General features: G+C 61.2%; 16 protein-coding genes and 1 pseudogene. 14 read left to right on the top strand and 3 right to left on the bottom strand.

The annotated features are described in order from the left end of the window. The first annotated feature begins 45 nt into the window (after positions 1 to 45). The 4 genes from ACNPN0_RS17860 (at position 46) to gatB (ending at position 4,036) form a co-directional block, all read left to right on the top strand. The gene (locus ACNPN0_RS17860) at positions 46 to 597 is read left to right on the top strand and encodes a maltokinase N-terminal cap-like domain-containing protein (protein WP_133833017.1); all 552 of its coding nucleotides are present in this window, start codon (positions 46 to 48) and stop codon (positions 595 to 597) included. An 84-nt stretch (positions 598 to 681) separates the two neighbouring features. Further along, the gene (gene gatC / locus ACNPN0_RS17855; RefSeq protein ID WP_038989805.1) at positions 682 to 978 is read left to right on the top strand and encodes an Asp-tRNA(Asn)/Glu-tRNA(Gln) amidotransferase subunit GatC; all 297 of its coding nucleotides are present in this window, start codon (positions 682 to 684) and stop codon (positions 976 to 978) included. 5 nt (positions 979 to 983) lie between these two features. Continuing rightward, complete coding sequence (gatA, locus tag ACNPN0_RS17850; protein WP_442904148.1) at positions 984 to 2,522, top strand: Asp-tRNA(Asn)/Glu-tRNA(Gln) amidotransferase subunit GatA; 1,539 nt, start codon at positions 984 to 986, stop codon at positions 2,520 to 2,522. Positions 2,523 to 2,527: 5 nt separating this feature from the next. After that, positions 2,528 to 4,036, top strand: coding sequence for an Asp-tRNA(Asn)/Glu-tRNA(Gln) amidotransferase subunit GatB (gene gatB, locus ACNPN0_RS17845; protein ID WP_448937511.1), 1,509 nt, complete (start codon positions 2,528 to 2,530; stop codon positions 4,034 to 4,036). A gap of 585 nt (positions 4,037 to 4,621) precedes the next feature. Here the strand turns inward: gatB and ACNPN0_RS17840 are convergent. Beyond that, a complete protein-coding gene (locus ACNPN0_RS17840; RefSeq protein ID WP_400342640.1) occupies positions 4,622 to 5,095 on the bottom strand; it encodes a mycothiol transferase in 474 nt (157 codons plus the stop codon). Positions 5,096 to 5,725: 630 nt separating this feature from the next. Between ACNPN0_RS17840 and ACNPN0_RS17835 the strand changes: the two are divergent. Further along, positions 5,726 to 6,634: pseudogene (locus ACNPN0_RS17835) on the top strand (aminoglycoside phosphotransferase family protein). Positions 6,635 to 6,735: 101 nt separating this feature from the next. Continuing rightward, positions 6,736 to 7,923, top strand: a complete 1,188-nt coding sequence (locus ACNPN0_RS17830; protein ID WP_448937510.1) for an ROK family protein — start codon at positions 6,736 to 6,738, stop codon at positions 7,921 to 7,923. A 38-nt stretch (positions 7,924 to 7,961) separates the two neighbouring features. Here the strand turns inward: ACNPN0_RS17830 and ACNPN0_RS17825 are convergent, their stop codons facing one another. After that, the gene (locus ACNPN0_RS17825) at positions 7,962 to 8,198 is read right to left on the bottom strand and encodes a hypothetical protein (protein ID WP_448937509.1); all 237 of its coding nucleotides are present in this window, start codon (positions 8,196 to 8,198) and stop codon (positions 7,962 to 7,964) included. Positions 8,199 to 8,253: 55 nt separating this feature from the next. Between ACNPN0_RS17825 and ACNPN0_RS17820 the strand changes: the two genes are divergently transcribed. The 8 genes from ACNPN0_RS17820 (at position 8,254) to ACNPN0_RS17785 (ending at position 17,173) form a co-directional block, all read left to right on the top strand. Beyond that, positions 8,254 to 9,645 carry an ABC transporter substrate-binding protein gene (locus ACNPN0_RS17820; protein ID WP_400342645.1) on the top strand — a complete coding sequence of 464 codons (1,392 nt, stop codon included), beginning with the start codon at positions 8,254 to 8,256 and terminating at the stop codon, positions 9,643 to 9,645. A gap of 79 nt (positions 9,646 to 9,724) precedes the next feature. Further along, a complete protein-coding gene (locus tag ACNPN0_RS17815; protein WP_400342646.1) occupies positions 9,725 to 10,648 on the top strand; it encodes an ABC transporter permease in 924 nt (307 codons plus the stop codon). Beyond that, on the top strand, positions 10,645 to 11,553 hold the full coding sequence (locus ACNPN0_RS17810) for an ABC transporter permease (RefSeq protein WP_448937508.1): 909 nt from the start codon (positions 10,645 to 10,647) through the stop codon (positions 11,551 to 11,553). Before ACNPN0_RS17815 ends, ACNPN0_RS17810 begins: the two co-directional genes overlap by 4 nt. Then, entirely contained in the window at positions 11,553 to 12,569 is a 1,017-nt protein-coding gene (locus ACNPN0_RS17805) for an ABC transporter ATP-binding protein (protein ID WP_400342650.1), read from the top strand. Before ACNPN0_RS17810 ends, ACNPN0_RS17805 begins: the two co-directional genes overlap by 1 nt. Beyond that, positions 12,550 to 13,587 carry an ABC transporter ATP-binding protein gene (locus ACNPN0_RS17800; RefSeq protein ID WP_400342651.1) on the top strand — a complete coding sequence of 346 codons (1,038 nt, stop codon included), beginning with the start codon at positions 12,550 to 12,552 and terminating at the stop codon, positions 13,585 to 13,587. The genes ACNPN0_RS17805 and ACNPN0_RS17800 overlap by 20 nt, the downstream gene beginning before the upstream one ends. A gap of 73 nt (positions 13,588 to 13,660) precedes the next feature. Further along, positions 13,661 to 14,842, top strand: a complete 1,182-nt coding sequence (locus tag ACNPN0_RS17795; protein WP_400342653.1) for a Gfo/Idh/MocA family protein — start codon at positions 13,661 to 13,663, stop codon at positions 14,840 to 14,842. A gap of 314 nt (positions 14,843 to 15,156) precedes the next feature. Further along, the gene (locus tag ACNPN0_RS17790) at positions 15,157 to 15,801 is read left to right on the top strand and encodes an isochorismatase family protein (protein ID WP_332727898.1); all 645 of its coding nucleotides are present in this window, start codon (positions 15,157 to 15,159) and stop codon (positions 15,799 to 15,801) included. Positions 15,802 to 15,898: 97 nt separating this feature from the next. Then, on the top strand, positions 15,899 to 17,173 hold the full coding sequence (locus tag ACNPN0_RS17785) for a low temperature requirement protein A (protein ID WP_448937507.1): 1,275 nt from the start codon (positions 15,899 to 15,901) through the stop codon (positions 17,171 to 17,173). A gap of 26 nt (positions 17,174 to 17,199) precedes the next feature. On the opposite strand, the gene ACNPN0_RS17780 is transcribed toward ACNPN0_RS17785, so the two are convergent. Continuing rightward, a complete protein-coding gene (locus ACNPN0_RS17780) occupies positions 17,200 to 17,853 on the bottom strand; it encodes an HAD family hydrolase (RefSeq protein ID WP_448937506.1) in 654 nt (217 codons plus the stop codon). Between the last annotated feature and the right edge of the window lie 25 nt (positions 17,854 to 17,878).

Here is a 17,878-nt window from a genome sequence, read left to right as displayed (position 1 = left end):
GCGCTAACACTTGTGCCTAATACCAGCAATTGACAGACTAAGCTCATGGGAATCGTCTACAACACCACCATGTCTCCAACCAAGACCGAGTTGGTGGCAGCCTGGCTGGCCAAGCAGGAGTTCTACACCGGCCAGGGCGCGCCGAAACTTGAAAGTGTTGGCGGATTCCGTCTGGAAGACCCGCAGGGTGAAGTTGGTATCGAGTTGAGCTTCTACGCTGACCACAGCGATACCTCTGACGTGATTTACCACGTTCCGCTGACCTATCGGGATGCCCCGGTTGACGGTGCGGAACGCTACCTACTGGGAACGAGCGAGCACGCGATTCTGGGCACCCGCTTTGTCTATGACGCCGCCGGCGACCCCATTTTCATCGCCCAGGCACGTGAACTGCTGGCCGGAAATGCCACGCCGCAGCACCGGTCCGAGTCCTTTACCGCGGATCCGCGGATCCTGGTCCGCGGCGAGAGTCGGGGCAAAGACGCGGTGATCATCCGCAAACCGGTAGCCGGCGATCCCGCCGAAGCCGGTGTTATCGGGATCTGGGAGAACGCCCTCGGCCAGGACCTGAGCGGTTTGGTATTGCGCACAGCATAACTAATGCCCCGCATATAGGCATTGGGGCAGGCGCGTAAGGGATAGACTTGTCTATGAAACCCAACCGCCATTCTAGGGAGATACATGTCTGCCATCAGCCGTGAGGACGTTGTGCATCTGGCACACCTTGCCCACATCGAGATGAGCGACGCAGAGCTGGACAAAATGACCGGTGAACTCGACGCTATCGTCGGTGCCATCGCGTCCGTCAGCGAAGTCGCCGCCTCCGACGTCCCAGCCACCAGCCACCCGATCCCGCTGACCAACGTGTTGCGCGAAGATACGGTGGGGCAGACGCTGAGCATTGAAGAAGTGCTGCTCAACGCGCCTGATTCGGACTCGGACCGCTTCAAGGTCCCGGCTATTCTGGATGGTGAATAATCCAAGTGAATGAACTGATTAAGCTTTCCGCCACCGAGCTGGCCGCCAAGCTGCGCGCCGGCGAAGCCACCTCCGTTCAAGCAGTCCAGGCCCACCTGGACCGCATCGCCGAGGTTGACGGCGCACTGAATGCCTTCCTGCACGTGAACGCCGAAGAAGCGCTCGCCGTCGCAGCCGAAGTTGACGCCATCCGTGCCGCCGGCGGCGCGCAGGCCGAAGCCCTGCACCCGCTGGCCGGCGTGCCCATCGCGATCAAGGACCTGATCGTCACCAAGGGCCAGCCGACCACCGCGGCATCGAAGATGCTCGAAGGCTGGATGAGCCCCTACGACGCGACCGTGATCGAGAAGATCCGCGCTGCCAAGCTGCCGATGCTGGGCAAGACCAATTTGGATGAATTCGCCATGGGTTCCTCCACCGAGCACTCCGCCTACGGCGTGACCCGCAACCCGTGGAACCTGAACCGCATTCCGGGCGGGTCCGGCGGCGGCTCGGCCGCAGCCGTGGCCTCCTTCGAAGCTCCGCTGGCACTGGGCACCGACACCGGCGGCTCCATCCGCCAGCCAGGCGCCGTCACCGGTACCGTCGGCGTGAAGCCGACCTACGGTGCTGTCTCGCGCTACGGCGCGATCGCCATGGCCTCCTCGCTGGACCAGATCGGCCCGGTCTCCCGTACCGTGCTGGACTCGGCCTACCTGCAGGAACTGATCGGCGGGCACGATCCCAAGGATTCCACCTCGCTGCCCAACCCGCTCGAAGGCCTGGTTGCCGCCGCTGAATCCGGCGCCACCGGGGACATCAAGGGCCTGCGCATTGGCGTCATCAAGGAACTGACCGGCGAAGGCTACCAGGAGGGTGTCCAGGCACGCTTCAACGAGTCGCTGGAACTGCTCAAGGCCGCCGGTGCAGAAATCGTCGAGGTTTCCTGCCCGAACTTCAAGTACGCGCTGGGCGCCTACTACCTGATCATGCCGTCGGAAGTTTCCTCCAACCTGGCCAAGTTCGATGGTGTGCGCTACGGCCACCGCGTGCTTCCGGAAGAGGGGCCGATGACCATCGAGCGCGTCATGGGCTCCACCCGTGCCGCCGGCTTCGGCGACGAGGTCAAGCGCCGCATCATCCTGGGCACCTACGCCCTGTCCGCCGGCTACTACGACGCCTACTACGGATCGGCGCAGAAGGTCCGCACGCTGATCCAGCGCGACTTCGACGCCGCTTTCGAGCAGGCCGACGTGCTGGTTTCCCCCACCGCGCCGACTGTCGCCTTCGAGCTGGGCGCGAACGACAACGACCCGCTGGCCATGTACCTCAACGACGTGGCCACCATCCCGGCCAACCTCGCCGGCGTTCCGGGCATCACCGTCCCGGGCGGCCTGTCCGAGAACCTGCCGGTAGGCATCCAGTTCCTGGCCCCGGCCTACGAGGATGCCCGCTTGTACCGTGCCGGCGCAGCACTGGAAACCCTGCTCGAGAAGCAGTGGGGCCACTCGCTGATCTCGCAGGCACCAGCCATTGACACCGCTTCGATCGCGCAGGAGGCCTAGGCACCATGAGCAACTACACCGATGATCTGGTCGACTTCGATACGGCACTGGATCGCTACGACCCGGTCCTGGGCTTCGAGGTCCACGTCGAGCTGAACACCAAGACCAAGATGTTCTCCGACGCGCCGAACGCTTTCGGCGATGCCCCGAACACCAACGTCACCCCGGTAGACCTGGGCCTGCCCGGCGTGCTGCCGGTGGTCAACAAGACCGCCGTGGAGTACTCCATCCTGATCGGCCTGGCACTGAACTGCCAGATCGCGCAGAAGTGCGGCTTCGCCCGCAAGAACTACTTCTACCCGGATACCCCGAAGAACTTCCAGACCTCCCAGTACGATGATCCAATTGCCTTCGACGGCTACCTGGACATCGAGCTGGAAGACGGCGAAGTCTTCCGCGTCGAGATCGAACGCGCCCACATGGAAGAAGATGCCGGCAAGCTGACCCACATGGGTGGCGCTGCCGGACGCATCCAGGGTGCGGACTACTCGCTGGTTGACTACAACCGTGCTGGTGTTCCGCTGGTGGAGATCGTGACCAAGCCAATTACGGGTGCCGGCAAGCGCGCTCCCGAGCTGGCCAAAGCCTACGTGGCCGCCGTGCGCGAAATCGTGAAGAACCTGGGCGTTTCGGATGCCAAGATGGAACGCGGCAACGTGCGTTGCGATGCCAACGTCTCGCTGATGCCCAAGGGCGCCCAGAAGTTCGGCACCCGTACCGAAACCAAGAACGTGAACTCCTTGCGCGCGGTGGAGCACGCCGTGCACTTCGAGATCGAGCGGCACGCGGCGGTGCTGGATTCCGGGGCGAAGATCGTCCAGGAAACCCGCCACTGGCATGAGGACACCCGTTCGACCACCTCGGGCCGCCCGAAGTCGGATGCCGATGACTACCGCTACTTCCCGGAGCCGGACCTGGTGCCTATCGTCACCACCGCCGAATGGGTAGAAGAGCTGCGCGGCCGCCTGCCGGAACCGCCAGCCGAGCGCCGCAAGCGCCTGAAGGCCGAGTGGGGCTACGCGGACAAGGAATTCCGCGACGTGGTCAACGCCGGTGTGCTCGACGAGATCGAGCAGACCATTGCCGCTGGCGCCAGCGCCGCTGTCGCACGCAAGTGGTGGATGGGCGAGATCGCCCGCCTGGCCAAGGCCGCGGACAAGGACATCGCCGATCTGGGCGTGAGCGCTGCGACCATCGTTGAGCTGAACTCGCTGATCGAGGCGAAGAAGATCAACGACAAGATCGCCCGCCAGGTGCTGGAATTCGCCATCGCCGGCGAAGGCACCCCAAGCGAAATCGTCGAGAAGCGCAGCTTGGCTGTGGTGAATGACGATGATGCATTGGGCAAGGCCGTGGATGATGCCATGGCTGCCATGCCTGATGTGGTCGAGAAGATCAAGGGCGGCAAGATGCAGGCCATCGGCGCGCTGATGGGCCCTGTCATGAAGGCCACCCGCGGACAGGCTGACGCCGGCCGCGTGCGCGAAATCGTGATGGAGAAGCTGGGACTCTAGTCCACGGACTCCAGTACTTGAACATCGAACCCCAATTCTTTGCAATTGAATTCGGGGTTCGATGTTCTTTCCGCAAACAACTCAGCACGGATAACCGCTCGCGGGCATGAACAGGGTCCTGTAGTAATACCAGGAGCAGCCAGCCCATCGTCGCATCTGGGGGGGGTAGCTGCGTTCAATTGCGTGCCGGAAGCCCCGCCACATAGCGGGCGTCACGGCGCAAACCGAGAAATACCAACGCGAGATAGAGGAACCGAATCCCCATTTGGTTATTTGCTCACGCCTTCATCTGGTGGTACTGATTCATCTTGGCCTTTCCGCCCACGCCAAACGCAACATGCGATTTAAGAAGCCCTCCTGTGGATGTCAAGAATCCAAATCAAGTAAGAACTGGCTGCTTTCTAATTAGATCTACCATCTTCGCAACATGTTGTTTTCGCTGTCATCGCTATCGCTGATTTGCGTGATATGAACCCCCTGGTGGTGCGGCGAAGGACTATATTCAGTGGAATCATTCAATTGGTGAATTTGAAGCTCAAAGTCCTAGTGTGCGGGGCCAGGACATGGAGACGAACAGCCCAAGGGTCAGCGCCAACCGGCGGCCAGCATATCCCTGGTTATCTCGAGGTGTCCTAGATGCTGGCAGAGTTCCTCCAGCACATGTAGCAGAACCCCTTGACATGTTTGTGCGAAGAATTCGTCCTCACGGCCAACTGGCAGGGAAGCTGGACTGGCTTGCATCTGGGTTTGCGCAAGGTCGGCGGTGAACTCTGCACGTACTACGGACGCATGGGCTAGAGCTTGCACAGTTGGGAGATTTGCGGTGAATTCCGCTGCTCGATCGCGGGGGATCGCTACCCCTAGATTCACTGTTGAAGACCATCGACGCATCATCCCGCAGCAGTGCATCAAGAGTTGGGTGGGTGAGTTGCCGCCGGGAATCCCCGGGCGGACGTTAGACAGTTCTTCAGGTAGCGTGGCGATAATTTCGATGATCTGATCGAACTTCTCCAGGAGCAACTGGACGAGGACCTGTTCGCTTGGCGAGTGGCTGCGCATGGAATGATTCTAGCCTGCCCCAGGCCATCAATTTGATGCGCTAGCGCCGGTAGCTACTGACTGAGATGCATTGAGCATAGACTCCCTCGAACAAGACATTCAACATCACCGGGCGTGTTCTAGGCAGTAGATGAATCATGAGTGCTTGGCTGCGGCTGGCCGCACTGGCGATGATTCTCTTGGCGACAGTATTGTTGCTCGTTTGGCAGTGGTTCCCGCATTGCTTCTGGTTCCTTTGGCTGGCGGGATCGTAGCCTGGAAAGCCTAGAACGACCGTGCAGTCAGCAACCGGAGCAAAAGCGGTTGCCCAAAGCAAAGCAACGCTGCGCCGAGCTTTCTATTGGCCACGTGCGTCAGATTCTGCCCAGATGCCTCAATCATGGATCGTCGACTGAGCCTGAAATCTAGGCCTTCGAACCTTTCCTGAAAGCCGTCTCAGACCGGAAATAGCAAGATAGCGTAAAGTACGATGGCGCCTAGTGTTATCCCACCACGCATCGGCAATGAAGAAAATGTGCAGATGGACTTGCAGTACGAAATCGCTGGCAACCCTCCCAAAGCCAGTCCTGGATGATCCCCGGTATCAGAACCCGAACAGTCATTTTGGCTGAATTGTTTTAACATGGAGCAATGAGCTTCCAACAAGGGCCAAATTCGGCGATGCCTGCTGCTGAAGTGTTTATCGACTGGGGGTTGGTGCATGAATTGATCTCCACGCAGACAAGACAGTGGGCTGGTAAATCCCTGACTTATCTTGCCACTGGTTGGGACAATGAAGTTTATCGCTTGGGCGAGGATCTGCTGGTGCGATTGCCCCGACGTGCGCTGGCCGAGAAGATCGGACGTAAGGAACGCAAATGGTTGCCGCGCCTGTCATCCGACAGCGGGCTGGACACGGGGGCACCGGTATTCATCGGCGAGCCGACAGCGGACTACCCATTTACGTTTTCGATTTGCCGTTACGTGCCTGGCATCAGTGCGGCGACGCTGGGACGGATGCAACGTGATGCGTACGCGCCGGCCTTTGTTGATTACCTATTAGCGGTGCACGGGCCGGCTCCAGACGATGCGCCACGCAGTGAATTCAGAGGCTGCGAATTGCAAGTGGTGAATCAACGTACCAGAGAGCAGATATCTCAGCTTCCTGTGACGTACCGGCGCGTTGCGCAACGGATCTGGGAAAAGGCCCTGGAAGCCGATTCCTATGGAGGGCCTCCACGTTGACTCCACGGCGACCCACATCCACACAATACGATTGTGACCAGTGATGCGGGCAAAGCGAAACTATCTGCCTTGGTGGATTTCGGGGACCTCTGTGCCGGGGATCCTGCTTCGGATTTGGGGATGCTGTGGATGCACTTTACCGAGAAACAGCGGGAGCAAGCCTTCCAAAGGTATCCCGTAGGTCTCGGGACACCATGCTGGATGCGTGCTCGGGGTTGGGCGCTGCGCTATGCCATGCTCACCGCACCACTGGGCGCGGTAGATCCCTTAGGCCAAATCGGTCGAGATACTTTGAAGTTGCTGCTAGAAGAATGAACCTTCCAAGTCGGCAGATCCGCAAGACTGCGGTACAAATGAAAGAATGATGAAACCATTCCTGGACAAAAGGAATATTCCGGAAGAAAGGTGTCCTTGCCATGAGCCGCAGGACTGATCCGGCCCGTGCTCGGAATTTCGCGTCGGTACTGCGCGAAACCTTCGCTTCTCCCGGCCGTTCACGCAAGGAAATTGCCGACGCAATCGGCATTAGCGCCGCCTCGGTCACGAGCATTGCTGCCAGTTTGCTGGATCACCAGTTGATAACAGAGGCCGAAGCCGTTGCCGCGGGGCAGGGGCGGCCCCGCGTTCCGCTACGTGTAGACAACGAATCGAACCTGGTCATGGGCATCCACCTAGGCCCGCGGGTTACCGGCGTGGTGTTGACTGGATTGGACGGAATCTCCAAGGCATCGGTCCTAGTTCCGCACTCGGGACTAGATGCTGAAGCCTCATTCGCGCGGATCATCGAACAAGCGAATCTGCTCATCGCCGAACATGCCAAGGGACGTCAAATCCTCGGGACGGGAGTTGCAACCGGTGGAATTGTCGACCGGATCAACGGCCGGATCGTCGAGAACCAGGGCGCTGGATGGAGTGAGGTTCCGGCGGTCAGCATGTTGGCAGATCTGCCTCAGCCACTGATCTTGGATAACAACGCCAGAGCTGCAGCGCAATCCGAGCTCTTCTATGGACATGGAGCAAAGGAACCAGATTTCCTGCTCATGGTGATTACCTCTGATCTCGGGGCAGTGCTAGTCAGCAGTGGACAGATCCGTGCTGGATGGTCGCAGCATGCCGGGAACATTGCTCATCTGCAAGTCAGTGACGCGGGATACCCCTGCGAATGTGGACGCCGGGGGTGCCTGCAGGTGATGGCCACGGATGAAGCGACGGTGCGTCGCGCCCACGCGGCGGGGAGGATGGACGTCAAGGACTACGGGGATATCGACCGACTTTATGATGCCGGGGATGAGCAGATTCGCTCTCTGGTCGCCGAACGAAACGGTTTTGTGGCGCACGCCGCCGCTACGGTATTCGACCTGCTCGACCCCGGGCTTCTGGTGATTGCGGGCACGCCAGCTGAGCGTCCCGAAACCCTGCCTGAGGTGCAGTCGGTCGTGGCCAGCCGGTCATTGCAAGGCCCACTGGCCGCCCGGAGGGTAGTCTATTCCAGCGATCATGAGCTATCCCTGTCCATTTTTGCCGCCAGCATCATGGTTAATGAAGTGCTGAGCAATCCATTGAGTTTCATCGAACGGATGCAAACCGAGGCAATCCGTAAGTAATTTCACGAGCAACTGTTGACATGACGCTTCTACCGTGTTTACTTTATTTCATAAAATAAATAAAAGTGACGGTTACCACTACCTTGGCGCTCGTGCCTGGAAGGCCGTAAATCAGGGAGGAAAAGGATGAAGCAGTCCAAGAAAATCGCTTTCGTTGCGGGGGTGGCCTCTTTGGCGCTCTTCGCGACGGGATGCTCATCGTCGAACACTGCGGCCACCGGTGCCGAAGGACCCGATGCGACTTTGACATTCATGTCGACGGAACCAAAAAGCATCACTCCTCAGAAGGAACCCGGTAGCCAGATAGGCATGGCGCTCTGTGCGAACCTAATGGAGGTCAACTCCCAGAGTCAGAAACTGCAGCCACTGGCAGCGAAGTCCGTCGCTAGCCAGGATGCAAAGGTCTGGGACATAGAGTTGCAGGACGGATGGACCTTCCACGATGGCACGCCAGTCACGGCGAATTCCTTTGCCGAGGCTTGGAACGCGACAGCCACCGGCTCCAACGCCTGGCAAGGCAACGGTACCTTCGTATCTTTCGAGGGATACGAAGAACTGAATCCGACCGATGGCAGCAAGGCTGCGACCGATAAGCTCTCGGGGGTGAAGGTTGTCGACGAAACTCACCTGACGGTCACCCTGAAGGCGCCGAACGCCGACTTCCCGAAGCTGCTGAGCACGAATCCGACCTGCCCCATGCCGGAATCCGCCTTCGAAGATCTGGAAGCCTATGAGCAGTCTCCGGTCTCCAATGGCCCCTACAAGTTCATTTCCTGGGACCATAACCAGCAGGTCGTCCTGGAGAAGTGGGACGGCTTCAAAGGCGCCGAAGGATTCTCCGGCGGCGCGGATAAGCTGGTCGGCAAGATCTACACCGCGGTGGATGCCGCCTATACCGATATGACCGCCGGAAACCTGGATATGATCCGCAATGTTCCGGCAACCATGGTCGACAAAGCAAAGAGCCAGTTGGGCGAACAGGCCCTCTACGAGGTGAAAACCGCGTCCAAGCAGCAGACGCTGCAGATCCCCGAATACGTGGATGAACTGAAATCTCCGGCTCTGCGCCGGGCCATCTCGCTGTCCATCGATCGCGAAGCCATTGCCGCCTCGCTGCTCAATGGCCACGCGGATCCCTCGGATTCTCTGGTGCCTCCGTCGCTGGGCTCCTATGTGTCCGGCTCCTGCGCCGACTGCGTCTTCGACCCGGAGCGGGCCAAGAAGATCCTGGCCGAGGACGGCGGGTTTGACGGCACGCTGATCATCGAGAGCAACTCCGCCTCGGACCAGCAGCTGGTCCAAGCGCTGGCCAAGCAGATCCAGGACAACCTTGGCATCAAGGTGCAGCTCAAGCCCACCCTGGGCACAGAGCTTTCCGAACGCCGCAACAGCCAGAAGCTCGATGGCGCAGTATTCGGTCTGTGGGGCTGGTCCTACATGTCCCCGGACCAGTACCTGAGCCAGTACGAGACCGGGGGAGACGGCAATGCCGTCACCGGCTACTCGAACGAAAAGGTCGATACGCTGCTGCGTGCGGCTCGTGCGGAAATGGACGAAGCCAAGGCCGCCAAACTCTACACCGAAGCCGAGACGATCATCGTCGAGGATCTGCCAGCGATCCCGCTGTTCATTCCTACCGACTACGGACTCCAGTCGCAGTGCGCGCAGCTGAACGACGTCCAGGGAGATTTGCAGTACTACCGCGCCGGCTACGGCTGCTAGCAACGGTTCCGTCTGGCTGGCGCGGCCGCACAAAGATCTTGCGGTCACGCCAGCCACCTATTGTGATGAGGGAGTACCCATGCTGAGCTATACCGTTCGGCGTATCGGACAGATGATCCCGGTGCTGCTCGGCGCCACATTCATCATCTACGCGTTGACCTTCCTGATGCCCGGTGACCCGATTTCGGCATTGACAGGGGAGCGTCCCTTGCCGGAAGCCACCGTGGCGCAGATCCGCCAAGCGTACCATCTGGATGATCCATTTTTCGTCCAGTATGGAAACTATATCCTCGGCGTCTTCCGCGGCGATTTCGGCATCGACTTCTTCGGCCGTCCGGTGCTGGGACTGATTCTGGAACGTCTGCCAACAACCCTGGCCCTCGCCCTGACCGCATGGGTGCTCAAGATTTTCATCGGTCTTCTCATCGGAGTCTACGGCGGGTTACGTGCAGGGAAAACCGGGGACCACTTCGCACTGGTCTTCACGGTCCTGTTCATGGGGGTGCCGGGGTTCGTCATCGCGCTGGGTGCCCAAACCTACTTCGGCGTGCACCTGGGCTGGGTCGATCCGGCCGGCATCCGCGCCGGATGGCCGATGGCCTTCATCTTGCCCGCCCTGGTGATGGCGCTGGAGGCCGCTGCGGGCCTGGCCAGGCTGACCCGCACCTCGCTGGTGGACGTCCTGCGCGCCGAGTACCTGAGAACCGCAAAGGCCAAGGGCCTCACCCCGCGGCGCATCATCTGGGGCCACGCGCTGCGCAACGCCATGATCCCGGTGGTCACCTACCTCGGGCTGAGCCTGGCCGGGATGCTCGGCGGTGCCGTTATCATCGAGGCTATTTTCAATCTGCCGGGTATCGGCGGGCTGATGGTCACCTCCATCAACAACAAGGAAGGCACCGTAGTGGTAGGCATCGCCACCCTGCTGGTGCTGATCTATCTGGTCTTCAACCTCCTGGTTGACCTGACCTACGGTCTAATCGATCCACGGGTGAGAATATGAGCGCGACAAGTACAACAATCGGTATCGGCGACGGTGCCCAAGCGGTGGACCGTGCCCCGGCTCCGAGCAGTGGTGCCCACCGGCGCTGGTGGCTGCGCCCCCGTCTGGCCATCTCCGGTACGATCGTGCTTCTGATGATCATTATGGCGGCCTTTCCGCAGCTTTTCACTGGATTCGGTTCCGGCCCGACCGAGAACTGCGACATCATGCTCTCCAACCAGGCCCCGAGCGCAGCGCATCTCTTTGGCATCGACATCCAAGGCTGCGACTACTACACGAACGTGATCCACGGGGCCAGGGCCTCCATCCTGGTGGGCATCGTGGTCTCGGCCATCGCCTTCGCCATCGCCGCTCTGGTGGGCGCGATCGCCGGCTACTTCGGGGGCTGGGTGGACGCGGTCATTTCCCGCATCTGCGATATGGCTTTCGGATTGCCGTTCATCCTGGCGGCGATCGTGGTGCTGCAGCTGTTCGGCCAGCGCAACATCTGGACCGTGATCTTCGCGCTAGCGCTATTCAGCTGGCCCGGCGGGGTGCGCTTCATGCGCTCCTCGGTGCTAGAGATCCGGCACCGCGAATATGTGCAGGCCGCCCGGCTGCTTGGCGCCGGCAACCGGCGCATTATCACTAAGCACATCGTGCCCAACGCTGTGACCCCGCTGCTGGTACTGCAGACCCTCGGTGTCGGCGGCATGATCTCCGCAGAAGCCGGGTTGACCTTCATCGGCATCGGGCTGACTCCGCCGGCGGTCTCCTGGGGATTGCAGCTGGCGGCCGCCCGCGACTACATCGACGCCGCACCGCACCTGCTGCTCTTCCCTGCGATCTTCCTGACCATAACGGTGCTCGGCTTCGTGCTATTCGGCGAAGCGCTGCGCGACGAATTCGACCCGAAAGGCAAGTAATGACGCAACCGCCCAACGCCCCTCGGCCGCTGCTGGAAATCCGCGACCTGCGCGTCCAGTTCGCCACGCCCCAGGGCACCGCGACCGCCATCAATGGTGTCGACCTGCAGCTTGCCGCCGGCCAGTGCCTGGGCATCCTGGGTGAGTCGGGATCCGGCAAGTCGGTGACCGCCCGGACCATCATGGGGTTACTCGACACCCCGCCGGCCAGGGTCGCCGGCGGCGAAATCCTGCTCAACGGCGAAGACCTGCTGTCCATCAGTGCCAAACGCCGCCGGCAGCTGACCGGCCCTTGCATATCCATGGTGTTCCAGGATGCACTCAGCGCCCTGAACCCGGTGCATCCGGTGGGCCGGCAGATCGGAGAGCTGTTCCGGGTGCACCGCGGCTACAGCCGCAAAGCCGCGAAGGCCGCGGCCATCGAGATGATGGACCGGGTGCGCATTCCGGCCGCGGCCAGCCGGGTGAGCGACTACCCGCACCAATTTTCCGGCGGCATGCGCCAGCGCATTGTCATTGCCATGGCGCTGGCCTTGGGACCCGAGCTGCTGATCGCTGACGAACCGACCACTGCCTTGGACGTGACCGTGCAGGCCCAGATTCTGGAGCTGCTCAAGGAGCAGCAGGCAGAGAACAATATGGGCCTGATACTGATCACCCACGACATTTCGGTGGTGCGCGAGGTCACTGATCAGGTAGCCGTCATGTATGCCGGACGGGTCATCGAGCAGGGTCCGACAGCCCAAGTGCTTTCCGCGCCGCGACACCCCTATACCCGGGGGCTCGCAGAATCCGTGGCCAGCGAAGCGCTCAAGGGACACCGGCTCCCGGCCATTCCTGGCACCCCGCCGGATCTGCTGAACATTCCCGTGGGTTGCTCATTCGCCAACCGGTGTTTCCTGAGCGACGAAGCCTGCACCGCCGCCGTGCCCGCACTGGAGGCCATCTCGGCCGGACGCCAATCGGCCTGTTTCCATTCCCAGGAGGTACCGAGCCATGTCGCATACAGCCACTGAGCCGCAGACTCTAGAGTCCGCGTCCGGACCGATTATGGAACTGCGCGATATCAAGATGCACTACCCAGTAGCCCGCCCGCTGCCCTTCGGAGCGAAGAAAGTCGTCAAGGCGCTGGACGGGGTGGACCTACAGGTGGCCGCCGGGCAAACGCTAGGGATTATCGGCGAGAGCGGATGTGGAAAGTCCACGCTTGCCCGCATCCTCTCCGGGCTCGAAAAGCCCAGCGAAGGCCGGGTGCTCTTCGACGGGGTGGACATCAACGAGCTGCAGCGTGCCGAGCGTGCCATGATGCGCCGGAACATCCAGCTCATCTTCCAAGATCCCTATGCTTCGCTCGATCCGCGGATGACCATCGAGCAGATCCTGCTCGAACCCTTCGAAATCCATCCCGATCTGGTGCCACGCTCCCGGCGGCGGGCTAAAATCGCGGAGCTGATGGAATTGGTGGGGCTGAACCCGGACCATTTGAGCCGCTATCCGCATAACTTCTCCGGCGGCCAGCAGCAACGCATCGGCATTGCCCGCGGCATTGCGCTGAATCCCCGGGTGCTCATCTGCGATGAGGCGGTCTCGGCACTGGATGTGTCGGTGCGCGCCCAGGTGGTCAACCTGCTTCAGGATCTGCAGCAGGAGCTCGGGCTGACTTTCGTATTCATCGCCCATGACCTGCAGATCGTCCGGCATATCTCGGATAGTGTCGCGACGATGTATCTAGGCAAGGTGGTCGAATCCGGAAGCTACGACAGGGTCTATGAGCACAGTGCCCACCCCTACACCCAGGCCCTGCTCTCCGCGGCACCCGAACTCCGGCAGGGTTCGAGCACACCGCGCGAATTGATCATGCTGCAGGGGGATCCGCCTTCGCCCATCGACCCGCCGACGGGGTGCCGGTTCCATTCTCGCTGTCCCATCGCGCAACCCGGCTGCGCCGCTTCCGAGCCGGGGCTTGACCAGCTTCGGAGCGATCATGCGGCACGCTGCTTTTTCCCCGGCCCGCTGAACCTCGGTCCACGCTAACCGCGCGGGCATCATCCGGTCATCAAATATTTGCTGTGCGCGCCGCAAGGGCGCCAACCTAAAGGAGAACTATATGGACCTCAAGGTCGGAATCGTCGGCTTCGGACTGCGGGCTTCGCTGCACCGCTACCTGCAAAGGCCAGGGGAAGGCAGCGTGATCCGGATCGTCTGCGATACCAGCGAGCGCGGCCGCGAGGATGCCCGGGCAGCCTTGCCCGAGGCGGAGGTCACCGAGGATCTGCAGGTATTGCTGGATACCGGCCTCGACGCAGTTCTGGTCCTTACTCCGGATTTCACGCATCGCGACGTTGTGCTCCGCACGCTGGAGGCGGGCATCCCCACGTTTGTCGAAAAGCCCTTGGACATCACCCTTCAGCGCGCCGACGAGATTCTTGCCGCCGCCCAGCGCACCGGCACCAGATTATACGTCGGGCACAATATGCGCCATATGCCGGTGATCTGGCAGATGAAGCAGCTAATCGAACAAGGCGCCATCGGCGAGGTGAAGGCTGTGTGGTGCCGGCACTTCGTGGGCAACGGCGGAGATTACTATTTCAAGGACTGGCATGCCGAACGCCAATACAGCAACACCTTGCTATTGCAGAAGGGGGCACACGACATCGATGTCATCCACTGGCTGGCCGACGGCTACAGCACCCAGGTTTCTGGTGTCGGATCGCTGGCGGTCTACGGTCAGGTGGAAGATCGGAGGAATAATGCGGACTTGCGCATGCGGGATTGGTTCTCCTTGGAGAACTGGCCACCGTCCGCGCAACGCGGCCTGAATCCGAAGCTCGACGTGGAGGATCTGTCGATGGTCCAGATGAAGCTGGATAACGGTGTGCTGGCCTCCTATCAACAGTGCCATTTCACCCCCGACTACTGGCGCAACTACACGGTCATCGGCAGCGCCGGAAGATTAGAGAACTTCGGCGATGGCCCCGGGGACTTCATCCATGTGTGGAACACCCGCACCACGCATGGTTATGCCGAACCCGATCTGAAGGTGGAGATCGAGGGCGACGATGCGGGCCACGGCGGCGCCGATCCGAACCTGATCGCCGAATTCCTGCGTTTCGCCCGTGAGGGAGGAGCAACTGAAACTTCGCCTCTGGCTGCCAGGGCAGCCGTCGCGGTCGGTGATCTGGGTGCCCGTTCGTTGCGCTCATCGGGGCAGGCGCTGCAGATTCCAGGTCTGGAGGAACAGCTGATCAGCTACTTCGAAGCCGACCAGCAGGCGCAGCACGTCAAGTAGAACACCATCAGTTGGCCAGATTGCTTCCTATCGGTCGCCAGAACGGCGGCCGGTGGGTTTCGAATGGTGCTTCGTCCGGCTCAGGCGCCCAAGTGTTTGCCACCTGGCTGAAAGGTGAAGCTGGATCTGGTGAAGACTCCCGCAGCTGCGGTACAGCCGCACCTCGTCTCAAATACGCGTGCCTTAGGTGGATGCAATTGGCCAATGTATTCGAATATGCCCCGCTCTGTACTCTGGTTCCTCCGCGCTGCGTAAGGTAACTTGTTTTCCACGAACCACTTTTCGTTGGTGCAAAGGTCTTGAAGGAGAAACACATGCCCAAGAAAACCTCGCCGGAACCGGTTCGCGATCAGCGCGCAGACCACTTGCTCACGCCGGAGAATTGCGTGCTGGCGTTGATCGACTTCCAGCCCGAGCAGTATGGCACGGTCACTTCCACCACTCGCGAGCGGATCGATCTGAATGTCGTGGCGCTGTGCCGGCTGGCTACGGAGTACGGGATTCCGGTGGTGCTCTCGACCGTGGGCGTGGACATGGGAGTCAACCAAGGCACCGCGCAGGTGATCAAGGACGAGCTGCCCGGGGTCAAGGAAATTGACCGCAGCGGAGTCAACGCCTGGGAGGATGCCGAGTTCAGGGAGGCCATCGAAAGCAGCGGCCGGCGCAAGGTGGTCATGGCCGGGTTGTGGACCGAGGTCTGCCTCGCCTTTCCCACCCTGGACATGCTTTCCGAAGGCTACGAGGTCTATCCTGTAGCCGACGCCGTGGGCGGCATATCCCAGGCGGCGCACGACTTCGCCTTCGAACGGATGATCGCCGCCGGCGCCCAGCCGGTCACGGCCATTTCCTTCGGAGGCGAGCTCATGCGCAACTGGGCCCGCGATGATTCGGACAAATTGCGCAAGATCATGCGCTGGTACTTCCCGCTGAAGCATGAACTGGATTCGGCTGGGAAGTAGGCCCCGCGGATTTGCCGAGGCGTCAATGCGATAATTCCAGCTGGCGGTTACCTATTCTTGTGAATGTCCTCCGTTGAGTTTTCGAGAAAGCCGCACGATGTCCGCCAGCACGGGTCTTGATTTCTATCAGCACGGCCTGCGCCGCATGCGCGGACGCGATCCGCAGGAGCAGAACCGGACCGCCACCACCCTGGAACTGTTCTTCGACCTGACATTTGTCACCGCCTTCGGAGCTGCCGGCAGCGAGCTGGCCCACGGCATCGAGGTGGGGCACTATGCGCCGGCCATCATCTCCTTTGCCATCGCGTGCTTGTCGATCATCTGGGCCTGGGCCAATTACGCGTGGCTGGCCTCGGCCTTCGACAACGACGACTGGCTGTTCCGGAGCCTGACCTTGGTACAGATGGCGGGCGTCATCGTGCTGGCGGTCGGCATCCCGATGATGTTCGCCTCCATCGTTCAGGGGGCGGTGCTTGATGCCAATGTGATGGTCGCCGGCTACATCGTCATGCGCGTGGCGCTGATCGGACAGTGGCTGCGGGTGGCCCGGCACGATCCGCAGCACCGGATGGCAGCGCGCGGCAATGCTATCGGGGTGGGCATTGCCCAGCTGGGCTGGACCTCATTCCTCTTCCTTCCGCTCTCGCTGGTTCCGGCGTTGTGCTGCCTGGCGGTCTTCTGGATCATCGATTTCAGCGCACCGCTGATTGCGGAGCGGGTGGCCCGTTCCCATGGCGAATCGGGTATTCCCTGGCACGCCCACCATCTGGCGGAACGCTATTCGCTCATGTCGATCATTGCCCTGGGCGAATGCATCGTGGGAACCTTGGCAGCTGCCCGGACGATCTCCCAAGGGGCGAACTGGAATTTCGAGAGCATCGTGGTGGTCGCCGCGGGCGTGCTGATTTCTTTCTCGCTGTGGTGGGCGTACTTCCAGCTGCCCTCCGGGCCGGTGCTCCACCTGCGGCGGGACAAGGCCGCAGCGTGGATCTTCGGGCATATTGCGCTTTTCACGTCCATTGCCGCGATCGGCGCCGGGCTGCACACCATCGGCTACGCTTATGATCCCGAAGCCGCTACCGACCCAGTGGTGGTCATTGTGGCTCTGGCGATTCCGGTTTTCGCCTTCATGGTCATCATTACCCTGCTGCTGACCTGGTTGCTCGGTGCCCCGATGTTCACCTGGGCGCATTTGCCCACGTTCCTGATGCCGCTGGCCGCGGCCGGGCTCAGCCAGCTGGGCGTTCCGGTGTGGGCCTGCTTGCTGGTGCTGCTGTGCTCGCCGCTGACCGTGATCATCGTCTACGAGCTGGGGTATTGGCGCAAGCTGGCAGTATCCCTGGACAGGGTCCTGGTCCGGCCGGCGGGGTAGCGGTACTCGATCAGCGCAGCCGTCAATTATGCTCCGGAAGCCATGCCGGGCAGTGCGTCCATGCTGCTGAACACATGGGTTGCTCCGGCCGCGCGCAGCAGCTCGGGCGAAGTGCTCGTGGGTCCGCCGTTGGAATAGCCGTACACCGTCGCGCCGGCCGCGATCCCGGCAGCCACCCCGGTGGCAGTGTCCTCGATAACCAGTGCGCCAGCTGGGTCAATGCCCAGTGACGCGGCTGCGGCCAGGTAGACATCCGGTGCCGGTTTGCTGCGCGGGCATTCCATGCCGCTGAAGACCCGGTCTCCGAAGTACTCGGTGAACCCGGCCAGGGCCAGCTGCATTTCGACCTTGGCCCGGTCTGCGCCGGTGGCGCAGGCAATGTTCTGGCCGTAGACCGAGGAAATCTGCTTGACTGCTTCCAGCGCTCCGGGGATCGGCTGCAGCTCCGAGCGCAGCGCTTCGTCGCGGCGTGCGCGGAACTGGCTAATCCACTGGTCGTCGATGCGGAATCCGGTCTGGTCGAGAATGGGTTGCCACTGGTCTTTCAACGCCTTGCCGATGAAGATCTCGATGCATTGCTCGGGGCTGATCGCCCAGCCCAGCTCGATGAGCATCTGGCGGAGCGCGGAATTGGTGATGGACTCGGAATCCACCAGGACGCCATCGCAATCGAAAAGCACGGCGGAAAATTTCGGATGCAGCAAG

Source organism: Glutamicibacter sp. AGC84, assembly GCF_053543575.1.
Note: the sequence above shows the minus strand (reverse complement) of the source record. Positions and strands in the feature narration are given on the sequence as shown.